The 14,495-nt window shown below is 53.4% G+C and carries 12 protein-coding genes; 3 read left to right on the top strand and 9 right to left on the bottom strand.

Translation table 11 applies throughout. The features are described 5' to 3' along the window. Positions 1-29: 29 nt before the first annotated feature. The gene (locus AC3ZU9_RS13420) at positions 30-2,483 is read right to left on the bottom strand and encodes a glycosyltransferase (RefSeq protein WP_490090838.1); all 2,454 of its coding nucleotides are present in this window, start codon (positions 2,481-2,483) and stop codon (positions 30-32) included. Between the two features lie 386 nt (positions 2,484-2,869). On the opposite strand from AC3ZU9_RS13420, the gene AC3ZU9_RS13415 reads away from it, so the two are divergent. Beyond that, a complete protein-coding gene (locus AC3ZU9_RS13415) occupies positions 2,870-3,820 on the top strand; it encodes a class I SAM-dependent methyltransferase (protein WP_093544788.1) in 951 nt (316 codons plus the stop codon). 39 nt (positions 3,821-3,859) lie between these two features. On the opposite strand, the gene AC3ZU9_RS13410 is transcribed toward AC3ZU9_RS13415, so the two are convergent. The 6 genes from AC3ZU9_RS13410 to AC3ZU9_RS13385 form a co-directional block, all read right to left on the bottom strand. Next, positions 3,860-5,035, bottom strand: coding sequence for a DUF4915 domain-containing protein (locus tag AC3ZU9_RS13410; RefSeq protein ID WP_052958904.1), 1,176 nt, complete (start codon positions 5,033-5,035; stop codon positions 3,860-3,862). A gap of 34 nt (positions 5,036-5,069) precedes the next feature. Beyond that, positions 5,070-5,678, bottom strand: coding sequence for an adenylyl-sulfate kinase (gene cysC / locus AC3ZU9_RS13405; protein WP_046035827.1), 609 nt, complete (start codon positions 5,676-5,678; stop codon positions 5,070-5,072). 76 nt (positions 5,679-5,754) lie between these two features. After that, positions 5,755-6,714: a glycosyltransferase family protein gene (locus tag AC3ZU9_RS13400; protein ID WP_224795814.1), complete on the bottom strand. Its 960-nt coding sequence runs from the start codon at positions 6,712-6,714 to the stop codon at positions 5,755-5,757. 173 nt (positions 6,715-6,887) lie between these two features. Further along, positions 6,888-7,997, bottom strand: coding sequence for a non-hydrolyzing UDP-N-acetylglucosamine 2-epimerase (gene wecB, locus AC3ZU9_RS13395; protein WP_046035829.1), 1,110 nt, complete (start codon positions 7,995-7,997; stop codon positions 6,888-6,890). Between the two features lie 121 nt (positions 7,998-8,118). Continuing rightward, positions 8,119-9,405, bottom strand: a complete 1,287-nt coding sequence (locus AC3ZU9_RS13390; RefSeq protein ID WP_490090837.1) for an ABC transporter ATP-binding protein — start codon at positions 9,403-9,405, stop codon at positions 8,119-8,121. Beyond that, a complete protein-coding gene (locus AC3ZU9_RS13385; protein ID WP_093544797.1) occupies positions 9,395-10,213 on the bottom strand; it encodes an ABC transporter permease in 819 nt (272 codons plus the stop codon). The genes AC3ZU9_RS13390 and AC3ZU9_RS13385 overlap by 11 nt, the downstream gene beginning before the upstream one ends. 184 nt (positions 10,214-10,397) lie before the next feature. Between AC3ZU9_RS13385 and AC3ZU9_RS13380 the strand changes: the two genes are divergently transcribed. Both AC3ZU9_RS13380 and AC3ZU9_RS13375 read left to right on the top strand, forming a co-directional pair. Next, a complete protein-coding gene (locus AC3ZU9_RS13380; RefSeq protein ID WP_080943232.1) occupies positions 10,398-11,285 on the top strand; it encodes a glycosyltransferase family 2 protein in 888 nt (295 codons plus the stop codon). Next, a complete protein-coding gene (locus AC3ZU9_RS13375) occupies positions 11,278-12,135 on the top strand; it encodes an NAD-dependent epimerase/dehydratase family protein (RefSeq protein ID WP_490090836.1) in 858 nt (285 codons plus the stop codon). The genes AC3ZU9_RS13380 and AC3ZU9_RS13375 overlap by 8 nt, the downstream gene beginning before the upstream one ends. A 97-nt stretch (positions 12,136-12,232) precedes the next feature. Here the strand turns inward: AC3ZU9_RS13375 and AC3ZU9_RS13370 are convergent, their stop codons facing one another. Both AC3ZU9_RS13370 and glmS read right to left on the bottom strand, forming a co-directional pair. Further along, positions 12,233-12,601, bottom strand: coding sequence for an avidin-fold protein (locus AC3ZU9_RS13370; RefSeq protein ID WP_046035832.1), 369 nt, complete (start codon positions 12,599-12,601; stop codon positions 12,233-12,235). A 60-nt stretch (positions 12,602-12,661) separates the two neighbouring features. Further along, on the bottom strand, positions 12,662-14,494 hold the full coding sequence (gene glmS, locus AC3ZU9_RS13365) for a glutamine--fructose-6-phosphate transaminase (isomerizing) (protein WP_015886641.1): 1,833 nt from the start codon (positions 14,492-14,494) through the stop codon (positions 12,662-12,664). Position 14,495 lies beyond the last annotated feature (1 nt).

Below are 14,495 nucleotides of genomic sequence, written 5' to 3'. Positions count from 1 at the left end.
AGATTCAACAGAGCTCACCGGAGTATTGTTTAAACATCACGGTATCGATGGGGTGTCCAGGCCCCCCACTTACTCTCATAAATTGCTTTGTTTTTTTCAAAAAGCAGTTGTTTTTTTTCAGCCCCCAACTTATTGAATGACGCTGATAAGTGATGGTGCACAAACACATCTTCAGCGCACACCACCCGCATGCCGTTCAGTTGAACCCTACGGCAATAGTCATCGTCCTCAAAAAAACCTAATCCGTAGTCTTCACACAACCCGCCGATTTGCTCATAGCATTGACGCGTCAGCATCACGCAGAAGAATGCCAAGGTATTTATTTCGAACCATTGGCCCATCTGGTTACGCGTAATACGCCTTGCTTCAGCGTGCATTTCGCCAAGCTGGGTATAGTGTGTAGCAATGCGAGCTTCATTACCGATGTTATTGGTCACCGGGCCGATAATACCAATATCGTCGTTATCTAACAGATGGCGCATCAGGCCTTTTACCCAGCCTGCAGTGACCACCGTATCGTTGTTCAGCATCACCAGATAGTCTCCGGTCGCCGCCGCCAGCCCCACGTTATTGCCAGCCGCGAACCCCTTATTATCCTTATTGAGAATAATGGTGCGGCCTGGACCAGCAGTAACCCAGCCCGTCAGAAAAGCCGGTGTATCGTCACTGGAGTTATTGTCGACGACAATTATCTCCAGGTTGGAGTAACCACTTTTATTGACTAGGCTATCCAGACACGCCTTGGTAAGTTCCAGATTGTTATACGTCAACACGATGACGCTGACTTTCGGCATGGGCAAATTGTCAATGGCCTCACGTAAGGCGACAGCTCGATGTGTCCAGGTTTGGTTCTGGGCGAATTGTTGGCGAGACTGACGCGCCGAGTCATGCTCAGCAGGCTGCTTGAGTGCATCTCTAATGGCGGTAACAAAGTCCGTGGGATTTTCAGCAGTCTTGACCAAGCCATCGAAATGATCCAACTCTGGTAACTTTACCGACACCACAGGCTTACCTGCACTTAGATACTCGTAGGCCTTCACGGGATTTGTTGCCAATGTCAGGGGAATGACTTTGAACGGCAGAAGGCATACATCCATTGCATGAAGATAGTAGGGTAGCGACGTATATAGAACTTCCCCTGGCAGAAGTACATTCGGACAACCTTTGAAGTATTTCTTCGCGTTAACCGTATCGCAACCGATCAGCAAGACCAAACAGTGGGGAAATGCCTCGGCCACTTGCTTGACCAGTTCAAGGTCAAACCATTCAGCAATCGCACCATAGTAACCAATGATTTTTCGGCTCTGAGCATCTCGGTAAATGTGGTCAGGTGGGGTACAGAAAGCACTGTACTCTGCGGCATTGCGGATCACCGTGACGTTTTTGTTCTCCCGTTTGCCGTGATTCTCAATCCAAGTTGACGTGGCGACCAATAGATCAGCTCGGCGCATCAACGTTTTTTCAAGGTCCAGCAATTCTTGAGCAACATTTCCAAACCCCTCGTGATGGTCCATGCAGTCGTAAACCAAGGTGGAGCTGGGAATACATCGTGCGACCGGGAACCAATAGGCGTGCTGCACAATACTGTGCAGCGCCGAGACATTCGCCCACTGCAGCAACTTCGACACACCTTCGCGCAGTTGTTTTATTGCGTCAGTACTGGGAGGCGCATGGTAGATGGGCGGGGCCCCAGCCACATTCAACCGGACCTGAAATAATCCGTTCACCCCTTCGAGGGGCTCGACTTCGAAGCCCGGGATGTCGCTATCAATGAAGTTGTTCGAAATGTAGAACGTCGCCTGGCCGCTGCGGGCCAGCTCTTTGGCCAAGTTCTGTGGGCGCTGGATACGGAAATGCCAGTCGATGACGCCAAAGATGAACGCGGCGTCCTGATTTTCAAAGTCGAGGCCTACGCTGTCCGCTGGCATTGCCATTAACTCTGACAATGGCTGGCTATCCACTAACATACTGTTGCCTTTGAGCCAGCCACGAACCCTATGGGCCCACCTGCGCTTGCGGTTGGGCGCAAACGGAAGACGCGCGTAAATATAACGAGCCGAATTGAACAGAAATTTGCGTACCAGATAGCGCAGAGGTGCTCGATCCATCGCGGTTGCCCAATCGGAAAGACTCAATAGCTCGGCTTGTTTTGAGGCGAGCTGGACTTGTTGACTTTCATTTTTTTCTGACAGAACCTCTATTTCGGATATCTGCGCCTGCAGGGCCATCTCCGTTTCGTGGAGTTTGTGCGATAAGACTTGAATCTGTTGCAGGTCGCGGGCCATCTTCTCGACTAACTGGTTTAACTCGACATTACGGGCCGATAGGCGCTCATTCGACCTTTCTTTCTCCGCGTGCAATAAACCAATAATCTGGTCTCTACTTTCAATATCCCTGAGCAATTGCACGCTTTCGTTCGACTTGAGCTCTACAGCGAAGGTCAGCTTGTCCATACGCTCAAGCAAGCGATCAATCTGTTCCATTCGTTCATATCCCTTTGGCGAAACGGTTGGCCCCGAGCTCCGTGAATAAGGTCAATCAGCGCGATGATTTTGTCACATGTACATTCTGCCAATTTCTGGGCTAGGGTATCCCACTGGCGCTGACCCGCGAATTGAAACAGGTCAGCGGGAAGATATCATGTCAGCTTACGCCCAAGTTGATGACACTGACTATACGGTCAGTAACAATAGTCCGTTATATTCATCAGGTTTCATGAAATAGCCACTTTTTGTGACTCTCAATCTTGGCACTTTGCCATCATGCAGCAGGTCGACTGGATAAGTTACAGTTTGAATTGAAATTAATGTGCTTTGCTGGCGAATGCGGTCATTGTACTGCCCTAAATGGCTCGGAACGGGAATTCTAAATGATGGCGAAAATAACGGATAAAGAGTTCAATGCAGCATTACCCGTGATGCAAAAGCTTCTATGGGCAGATCCACAGGACAGGGAAAGGCTTCAAAATCAAGGCCTTAACATTACTCCCAGCAACTTTTATTCCAGCACCCCCTCGATTTCTGAAATTAAAACCTCTTATGAATATTACGAGCCGGAACCGCCTTATTTAGACTGCGGCCTCTTCGATAATGAAGCATTGCAGGCCAACCTTATCGAGCTGATTCCCTATTCGGATGAATTCGCCCCTGCTGAAATGGGAGACCAAGATACCTGCACCTCCTATTTCTGGAAAAATGGTCAATTCACTTGCACCGATGCCACCGCCTATTACGCTTTTGTAAGAAGTATCCGACCGAAAAATATTGTTGAAATCGGAAGCGGATTTTCATCGTTGATTGCCTTGGAAGCATTGAATAAAAATAAAGTCGGTCGACTGCGCTGTATCGAACCATTTCCAAGACCGTTCATCACCTCCCTTGCCGATAAAGGAACACTTGATTTACAGGCAATACGCGCTCAAGACTTGACCGCCGAAATGTTGAATTCCTGCCTGGAAGATGGCGATATCCTATTTATCGATTCGACACATACCGTAAAAACAGGCAGTGATTGTCTGCATATTTACCTTCGGCTGCTGCCGAAAATAACCAAGAAAATCTATGTGCATGTTCACGATGTTTTTCTGCCCTTCGGCCTTCCACAACGGTGGTTGATCGATCATCAAATCTATTGGACGGAGCAATATCTTCTCTTGGCGTTGATGATCGATAACCCGCGCACCAGGCTTTTGTTCGGAAGTGCATATCACCAGCACTTCAGCAATGACCTGTTGACCGAACTCATGCGAGGTCGAGCGGCCAATGGCGGTGCCAGTTTTTGGTTTGAATTCGATGGCCGCCTGCAAACACCTGAGTATTAAGCCTGGGTGATGCTTTCCCTGCACAATCGACGAACAGGGTTAACACCTGAACCACTGCCCGAGCGCTCTGAGTGGCAGCGTCCAGCGCCACGACCGACTGTCGAGCAGTGAACGGGTAGCTCGTTCATTCACTTCCAACTGCGTATCCCGCTCTGCCAGTGCGACGCGAAACCGCCCGAGTTGTTGCGTGATATCCGCCACCAGCACCTGAGCCGCCCTAAGCTCCTGCTCTTTCTGCTGGATCGTATCTGACAACTGCAGCAGTACGGAAAGCTCCGGCTGGGGGTCAATGATCAGATTGAGTCTGCCGTTCTGGTTTTTCAGTTCTTGGATCTGTTCATCTCGTTTATTGATCATCTGTCGATAATCAAGGGCTGCACGCTGGCTGACACCCGCGAGGATCGAAGGGAGCGCCTTTATATCGTCAGTGGCCAGAACTGAATAGATTTCCGCTATCGGGAGCGCCATGCGCCCCAACTCCTCCCAGCTTTGAAGGTCCAGCGCCACCAGATTTGCATTACCAAGGGAGCTGCATTCGATGTTTCGCGAACGGCTCAAGCCTATGTAGAGGACGTTGCCCTGGATGCAGATGCCCCGTGTGTAGCCGTCTAATCGCTTGCTTCGTAACAAGGTGGCGCTGCTGTCGTATTCCCGTAACTCCATGAGCTCGGAGTTGGCGAGCAGGAGATTGTCGCCAAACGGGACCAGGCTATGGGGTTGTGACAACCCATCAATCAAGCGCTCTCCGGTATGCAAATCCCGAACAAACCCGGATCGGGCGGTGCGACCCTTGTATTCACGGTGCAGGCAGAAGTCACCAAAGGCACTGAAAATGATGCGCCGCCCCCAAAGCGCAAGACAGTTAATGTGTTGCGCGTCAGTTTCGCCCGGGAATGTCCAACGATTCACGATGGCTGAGTGTTCATCCAATTGCAGAATTTCGTTCGCACTCGTCCCCACGGCATAACAAGAAGAATCGACGATCAATACGTCATGAATATCGTGAATGGATTCCCCTGTTTTCTCCGAAGTCTGGCTCCCCTTGTAGTAAACCAGGCCCTCGGGTTGAAAACCTCTTAAAAACCTTCCGTCCTTCAGACTGATACCGGTGGTGTTGAGGTCGTCCAGACGGAACACCTGACGATGGTGAATAAATAGCAACCCCCCACCATTGGGCGAAGAAACGAGCAGGTTTTCGAACAGTGCATCAGGCATGCTTAATATGTCCCTGGGCCGGGCAGTGGTTCGTTCATGAGGAGGCGTAACCGGGGTCTATTAGAACGAGCAACTGATTGATCGCCTCAACCAGCTTCGATTTGTTCGTATCAATACTCAGATCAGGACGCTCCGGCGCTTCATAAGGTGACGAGATGCCTGTGAACTCCGGTAGCAGTCCCGCTCTCGCCTTGCCATACATCCCTTTTGGGTCGCGGGCCTCGCATACGGCCAGCGAAGTGCTGACATACACCTCACGAAAGTTGCCAGCCCCTATGATTTCGCGTGCCCGCTGACGGTCATGATTAAACGGTGATATCAAGGCCGCGATAATGATCATGCCGGAAGCGTTCATCAGCTTGGCCACTTCCGCGACCCTACGGATGTTTTCCGCCCGATCCTGTGGACTGAAGCCAATATCGTTACAGAGCCCATGACGCACGTTGTCGCCATCCAGCACGAAGCACAGACGCCCCCTATCCATCAATGCCCGTTCGAGTGCATAGGCCAGGGTCGACTTCCCGGAAGCGCTTAGCCCTGTGAGCCAAATTGTCAGAGGCTTCTGGCCTAACAGTTGGCCGCGCTCTTCAGCACAAACCTGGCTGCCATGCGGTACCAGGAGGTTCGGTAGTTCATTTTTCATGAAATTACTCAATCCCGTTGCAGTGCGTAAACAGTTTAGGAGGTGTGCAATCACGTCCGAGAGGTGCCACGGAGGCTCATTGCGACTGTAGGTCGGACAGGGTTGGAGCACTCCGGGCTTTCCTCAGCAGCTGGGTCGCAGAAAAACGGGTGCCCCACAGGTTGTCCTGCCGAAATTGCTGAATGCTTGAAAGATCACTTCGGCAGGCGAGGGCCTCTTGGGCGGTTTGACGCAAGTCGGCACCCTGGTCCACTACCCAGACACCAGGCTCCTGCCCGCGATGAGCCATTTCGCCGAATCGCGTTGAAATGACGGGCAATCCAAGCGCTCGGTATTCGTAGTATTTGATAGGGTCGACAGACGCAGTTAACCGACTGAGCTTGAATGGGATTAATCCGACGGAAAACGCCGCCATGGCGGCTATGGCGTCGGCATGGGCATGCTCGGGGCATAGTTCGATATTCTCAGGCAACGCACCCGGCATGGTCGTGAACAGGGGGCCGATCAAGCGAACCTGGTTTCCCGGATTGGCACGGGCCAGCGCGATGACCAAATCCCAATCGAACCACTGACCTATTGTGCCGACATAGCCCAATACTTGTTGCTTTACCCCAAGATCAAGGCTCTCGAACGGCGCCAGGCTCTGAATGTCGCAGGCATTGCGGGCCAACTCCAAGTCGCCTGTCATGCCCTTGAGCTTGTCGTGCAGCGCCGTTGAAGACACTAGAACTCTGGATACCCGGCGAACAAGCTGCTCTTGACGGCGCTCCATAGATCGCCGTGAGATGCCTTGATAAAACGCAGGGAAATCGTCCATTGCGTCATAGATAGCATCGCTATCCGGAAACTGCGCCAGCAGTTGCAGAGCCAACTCTGAGGGCTTTCCCACCACAAACATGCAAGGCGCGCCTGCGCAAAAACCTGCCGTTTGTTTGAACACGCTACGCCACAGGTGCTTGAGTAAGAGTGTGGAACCGGGAATAGGCTCGATCGGTAGGGTACGAGGCCTACAAACGGTCAGCCAGGATGGCGTCATAACGCTGTCCTGATCAGTCACGATGGACCTGCGCCTGATGTCGCTAAACGAAGGCAAACGTGTAGGGTAAGGATCAATCCAGAGTACGGGTTCGCCAGTCTGGTCATGGTACCAATTGACGAAATGATGGGCGCGCTGGCTGAAGCTGGCCCACGGCACCGGTGACAGATAGATTAATCGCATTGTTGGAAGTATTGCCGTAACACACCAACGATACGCGCAGCAGAGTTGCCGTCACCGTAGGGCGAAACCCCACGAGCCATGCGCTGGTAAGCCTGGGGATCATCCAACAAATGTTGTGCCTCTTCAATGATAGTGTCCCGGTTGGCGCCCACGAGCTTGACCACACCAAGATCCACCGCTTCCGGCCGTTCGGTCTCCTCCCTGAGCACAAGGACCGGCTTGCCCAGCGCCGGAGCTTCCTCTTGCACACCACCGGAATCACTGATGATCAAGTAAGAGCGCTTCATAGCGGCGATAAATGGCGCGTAATCCAGGGGTGCGCACAATAGGATGTTTTGCGTCTGACCGAGCAGCCGGTACGCGACATCCTTGACGTTAGGGTTAGGGTGGACCGGGTAGAGGATCTGGATATCCGCATTCCGGTCGGCAAGAATCTTGAGCGCCTGGCAGATATTCTGGAATGGCTCGCCGAAGTTTTCACGACGATGGGCAGTCACCAGTATGAGGCGCTTGCTCGCGTCCAGCTCGATATCCAACGGTAAGGTTTGCGCAGCGGTTATCAGCAACGCATCAATCACGGTATTGCCGCTCATCGTGATATGGGATGCGGGGATGCCTTCGCGCAAAAGGTTATCTACGGCCCCTTGTGTTGGGGCAAAATGCCATCGAGTTAATTTGCCGGCAATGACCCGGTTGGCTTCCTCCGGGAACGGGTTGTGAATATCCCCGGTACGAAGGCCCGCTTCGACATGACCAAACGCGATACGTCTATAAAAACAGGCCAACGCAGCACTCATTACGGTGGTCGTGTCGCCCTGCGCCAGGACGACATCCGGTTTCTCGGACTCCAAAACCTTGTCGAGCTCAACCAAGAGCCGTGCGGTCAATGCCGTCAAGGATTGGTTGGGTCGCATGATGTCCAAATCGAGATCGGGAACAATTTTAAAGAACTTGAGTACTTGATCGAGCATGCCTCGGTGTTGGGCGGTGGCCAGCACGCGGCACTCGATATTCTTTTCTGCCCGCAAAGCAGTGATGACAGGTGCCATCTTGATAGCTTCGGGACGTGTACCAACGATGCAAAGTACCTTGCGGGTCATGCTTTTGATTCCCTATCGTTGTATCGCAAGTAACACCCTAACGGGTCCCTGACGACCCGACTAGCCAGACAGCATGTAGGACTTATCTGTTTGTTTTGACAGACAATTCCTACCGATAAACTCAACGTGCCCGATGAAGGCTGAAGTTAGTGTCAAAATAAATCATTGTGCTGATATCTTTCTGACACGTAACACCGAAAACGATGGCATTGATGATTCGATCTGCCTGCGTCAACTGCGACGCTCCTTCCTGCACATAGGACGCTCCGACACTGAAGGAGTATTGTCCTGGATGAAGGAAAGGGATCTGAACCCTCGCTTCAACCGTAATACGCTCACCTGCGTACATGAATTGCTCGGCAGTCATGCCTTCAAGTCGAGTATTGGTTGCAGCGATTTCTTCGCCCTTGAAGTTTCTGACGATGTAGCCGAATACCAATCGATCAGTCGAAGTAAGGTCGGTGTTGGAAACGGTGAATCGCAGGATGACCTCAGACCCACCCTGCACTTCCTCGATCGGCACCCTGTGCTTGTCATACAAGCGTGCGCCGATGACCTGACAGCGCTGGTCTCCGAGACGCCTGTCGATGTTGGCAATTGTCTCCTCGTCGTCGGAAGCCAAACTAGGCGCATGAACCGGCGTATTGGCCGGGACGGCAAGCACAACGGGTAACTCAAACAGCCAGTGCAAATAGTCATCGACGACTTCCTGCGAGCTACCAATACGGCGAATCCGGCCTTGATCGAGCCATATGGCCCGGTCACAGAAACGCTTAACCAGCGTACTGTCATGGGTCACCAGCAATATCGAGGTACCACGCTCCTGCAACTGGTGCAGACGGTCCATACATCGATGGACGAAATAAGCATCCCCCACTGCCAGCGCCTCATCAACGATGAGTATTTCCGGATCGATGTTAGCTTGGATCGCAAAAGCCAGCCGTACAAACATTCCACTGGAATAACTTTTTACAGGCTGGTCAATATACTCGCCAATTTCAGCAAATGCTTCGATTGCCGCATATCGATCATCTATTTCAGCCGTACTCAGCCCAAGTAATGCACCATTGAGATAAATGTTCTCACGGCCAGTAAATTCAGGGTTGAATCCAGAGCCCAACTCCAATAATGCAGCAATACGTCCATGGGTAACAATATGGCCGCTGGTCGGATTAAGTGTGCCGCAGATCATCTGCAAAAGTGTCGATTTGCCACTACCGTTACGCCCAATGATACCTACAGTTTCACCCTTTTTTATTTCGAAGCTGATGTTATCGAGCACCGGAAATATCTTGAAGTACTGTTTACGCGCCCCAGAAAAGATTTGCCACAATCGATGGGCTGGCTTTTCATAAATATGGTAGCGTTTGCTGAGTTGTTCAACTCGAATGCTGACTTCAGACGACATCGGCAAATCCCTTGCGTGTTTTCTGAAACCAGGCAAATCCCGCCCAGGCAACTATCATTGATATGGCGGTGTAAATGACCAGGCTGCTCCAATGGGGGACATGACCCCAAAACAGTACGCTACGGGCCATCTCCACAGGCAATGTTAAAGGGTTCAGTTGTAAAACAGCGGCATAACCTTCAGGGAGCGCGGAAAGAGGATAGAAAATCGGGGATAAGAAGAGCATGGCAGTGGTAATTATGCCAACCACTTGGCCAATATCGCGCAAGTACACGCTTAACGATGCAAGAAACCAGCTGATGCCCAGCGTCAGCAGACCAAGGGGCAGCAGCACCAGTGGAAGCAGTAAAACCGTCACATGAGGGATCCCAAATAAGGCGACGTAGAACACCAGCCATGCCAATAGGCTCACCGCCGTGTGAAATAAGGCTGCCCCCAGCGAAACAATGGGCAGTATTTCCAGGGGGAAAACAATTTTTTTGACGTAATTGGTATTCGCCAATATCAGGCCAGGTGCCCGATTCACGCACTCGGAAAAAAGATTGAATGTCAAAAGACCTGCGAATAATACCAGTGCGAACTCACTTTTGGAGTCAGAGCCACCGGACCAGCGGGCTTTAAATACGACACTGAAGACGAAGGTATAAACCAGAAGCATGAATACAGGGATGAAGAATGACCAGAAGATACCTAACATCGACCCTTTGTAGCGTCCCACAATTTCTCTGTGAATCAACGCTTTAGTCAAATGTCGGTGGACGAAAAGGCTTCTTATCATTGCTGCTGGAGATAAGCTGAACGACTGCATCTTTTATTCAATCCTTGATCTAGTTCGATTGCATGCCCTAGTTCGGGACGCTTATGAAGAATGGATCGATATAAGTTTTCTGATGTTACATTGATATCAAAGGGCCAGACATCTATTGAAAAAGTCCCAGAGCGTAGCATTGTCTGACGAGTTAATCACATGCATAGGCAAGGATGATTGTGATGTGATTATCGTCAACTATAACGCCGGCGTATTTCTCGTGAGCTGTGTGGACTCCGCATTTGCGGCCGGCGCTTCAAAAGTGATTGTCGTGGACAACAACTCCCACGATGACAGCCTGAAATCCATCGAAGAGCCGCAGCGCGCTGATAATTCATTATTGATTATTCGAAACTCAGCCAATCTCGGTTTTGCCGCAGGGTGCAATATCGGAACTCACTACTCCACCGCACCCAATATTTTTTTCCTGAACCCCGACTGTGTACTGGCAAACGACGCGCTGGGCTGCCTGCTCAAGGCTTTAAACAGCTCGACTTCTGTTGGCATGGTAGGCGGTTTTTTATGTAACCCCGATGGCAGTGAACAAGCTGGAGGGCGCCGAGTTTTCCCTACACCTCAACGGGCGCTACTGCGGGCGTTCGGAATGTCGAGACTGACTCGGTTTTTCCCCGCAGCATTTGCAGACTTCTTGCTGCACGAGGATCCCATCCCTTGTGCGCCCATAGAGGTCGAAGCGATTTCCGGTGCCTGTATGCTCGTCAAGCGTGAGGCAATGGAGCGCGTAGGCCTGTGGGATGAAGCCTACTTCTTGCATTGCGAGGATCTTGACTGGTGCATGCGATTTAATCGCAGTGGCTGGAAGGTGTTGTTTGTACCGTCCGCTCAGGTAATGCATGCCTACGGAGCCTGCAGTAAAGATCACCCCTACTTCATTGAATGGCACAAACACCGTGGGATGCTGATCTTCTATCGCAAATTTTTCCGCCACCAATACCCGGTGTCCCTATGGGCTGGAGTCGTTGTTGGGGTCTGGGCGCGATTCAGCATGGTCATCGCTCGCCAGGCATTCATCCATCTACGTCATTTCATAACGGCGAAAAAGAATGCCTGATTCATTGGTAGGAATACTGGGCGGCACCAGTTTGCTGGGCGAACGCATGCTTCCTTTGCTGACACAAGCAGGTTGTACCGTCAGCGCGTTGACACGCGGCAAGCTTCCGGCCTCGTCCTCTCATATTGAATGGTGTCATGCAGAACACTGGCGAGGGCTTGAACTGGATGCATTGCTATCGTTCGCGCCTATTTGGGTACTGTCCGGGTATCTGGAGCGACTTGCCATCGGCAAGCTCAAGCGTATTGTTGTCTTGTCCTCTACCAGTCGATACACCAAGGGGCAGTCGTCTGACCCGCAGGAACGCGTGTTGGTGCAACGCTTGATAGTTGCGGAAAATCACGTCCAGGCTTGGGCAAAGGAGCGAGGGATAGACTGGGTCATTCTTCGGCCCACTATGATTTATGGTTTTGGCCAAGATAAAAACGTCGCCGAAATAGCAAAGTTCATTCGCACACTGCGCTTCTTTCCACTGATAGGCGGTGGCATGGGCTTGCGACAACCCGTTCACGCAGACGATGTGGTTCAAGCATGCGTGGCAGCATTGGCACCTGCGGCCAGGTGTGGCGACTATAACCTGTCGGGTAGCGAGACCCTTCCCTACCGCGACATGGTCATCCGGATATTCCAGGCCCAGGAACTACCGGTGCGCATGCTGCCTGTGCCGGCGTTTTTTTTACGCCTGGCTATCAACCTGATGCGGGGTCTTCCACGTTACCGTCATTTGTCCAGCACCCTGGTGATGCGCATGAATCAGGATCTTGTGTTCGACCATACGGATGCAGCTGTCCACTTGGGATTTTCGCCGCGCGCCTTCCACTTGAGCGATCAAGACCTGCCGAAACATTGATGTGCCCGCCACTTCTGAAAAGGCGATTTTCCGGTTCATGGGCAATGCCCCTGCATGGCACATGCTTCAACAACAATCGCGAACACGCATTACTGCTTTATGTGCGAGGCGCCATCTCGACGTAAAAAGACTCTCCTCCTCCCGTTGCGCCCGACAACCATGCCCATTGGAAGCCCAACGTGGTAAACCCAGCGTGATCAACACCCACCGTGCCACGCGACCAGCCCGCCAGCAATTGCCCGTCCAGCGTCAGGCAGTGATAAAGCAGCTCAATGGAATGGGAACCGGTCACTCGCCCCACTTGCGTACCCAGGCGAATCCGCCCGCCCTGGTAAGTGCCGGAAATGGCATCACCTTCAACAAGGTAATGAAACACCGTACCCGCGCCAGATAGTCCTTGGGCGTTGTTGGCGACGGTGAATCGGCGGTTGTTCAGACGTTGGTGGATCAGGGAGGGGGTTTGCATCGAGGTCGCGTCCTTTCGCGGTAGCCTGGAGACCCGGGCGGGTCTCCAGGGCGTAGCGGGTTACTCCACCGTCACCGACTTCGCCAGGTTGCGCGGCTGGTCCACGTCGGTGCCCTTGAGCACGGCAACGTAGTACGACAGCAGTTGCAGCGGGATGGTGTAGAGGATCGGCGACAGGGTGTCATTGATGTGCGGCATGTTGATGACGTGGGTGCCTTCACCGTTGGTCATGCCGGCTTTCTCATCGGCGAACACCACCAGCTGGCCACCACGGGCGCGGACTTCCTGCAGGTTGGATTTGAGTTTTTCCAACAGTTCGTTGTTCGGCGCCACGGTGACCACCGGCATGTCGTCATCCACCAGGGCCAATGGGCCGTGTTTGAGCTCACCGGCCGGGTAGGCTTCGGCGTGGATGTACGAAATTTCCTTGAGCTTGAGTGAGCCTTCCATCGCCACTGGGTATTGCGCGCCACGGCCAAGGAACAGGGTGTGGTTCTTGTCGGCGAACAGTTCGGCGACTTTTTCCACGGTGCTGTCCATTGCCAGGGCTTCACCCAGGCGGGTTGGCAGGCGACGCAGTTCTTCGACCAGGGTCGCTTCGACGCCTTCGGCCAGGGTGCCGCGAACCTGGCCCAAGGACAGGGTGAGCAACAACAGGCCAACCAGTTGGGTGGTGAAGGCTTTGGTGGAGGCCACGCCGATTTCGCGACCGGCCTGGGTCAGCAGGGTCAGGTCGGATTCGCGCACCAGGGAGCTGATGCTGACGTTGCAGATGGCCAGGCTGGCCAGGAAGCCCAGCTCCTTGGCATTGCGCAGGGCCGCCAGGGTGTCGGCGGTTTCGCCGGACTGGGAGATGGTCACGAACAGGGTGTCGGGTTGCACCACCACCTTGCGGTAGCGGAACTCACTGGCGACTTCCACCTGGCACGGGATGCCGGCCAGTTCTTCCAGCCAGTAACGGGCAACCATGCCGGCGTGGTAGCTGGTACCGCAGGCCACGATCTGCACGTTGCGCACTTTGGCGAACAGTTCGGCAGCCTGCGGACCGAAGGCGTTGACCAGTACCTGGTTCTGGCTCAGGCGACCTTCCAGGGTGCGTTGCACCACGGCTGGCTGCTCGTGGATTTCCTTGAGCATGAAGTGGCGGTATTCACCTTTGTCGGCGGCTTCGGCACCGTCGCGGTATTGCACGGCTTCGCGCTCGACGGATTGACCGTTAACGTCCCAGATCTGCACGCTTTCACGGCGGATGTCGGCGATATCGCCTTCTTCCAGGTACATGAAGCGGTCGGTGACTTGGCGCAGGGCCAGTTGGTCGGAGGCGAGGAAGTTTTCACCCAGGCCCAGGCCGATCACCAACGGGCTGCCACTGCGGGCGGCAACCACGCGGTCGGGCTGGCTGGCGCTGACCACGGCCAGGCCATAGGCGCCGTGCAGTTCCTTGACCGTGGCCTTCAGGGCGACGGTCAGGTCGCCAAGGTCCTTGAGTTTATGGTTGAGCAGGTGAGCGATGACTTCGGTGTCGGTGTCCGAGGTGAACACATAACCCAAGCCTTTGAGTTGTTCACGCAGCACTTCGTGGTTTTCGATGATGCCGTTATGGACCACCGCCAGGTCACCGGAGAAGTGCGGGTGGGCATTGCGTTCGCACGGCGCACCGTGGGTCGCCCAACGGGTGTGGGCAATCCCCAGGCGACCGACCAGCGGCTCGCCAAGCAGGGCTTGCTCCAACTCGCTGACCTTGCCCGGGCGGCGCATGCGCTCGAGCTTGCCGGCATTGGTGAAGACGGCCACACCGGCGCTGTCATAGCCACGGTATTCCAGGCGCTTGAGGCCTTCGAGCAGGATGGCGGTTACGTTACGTTCAGCGACTGCGCCTACGATGCCACACATG

This window comes from Pseudomonas sp. A39 (genome assembly GCF_058145955.1).
Note: the sequence above shows the minus strand (reverse complement) of the source record. Positions and strands in the feature narration are given on the sequence as shown.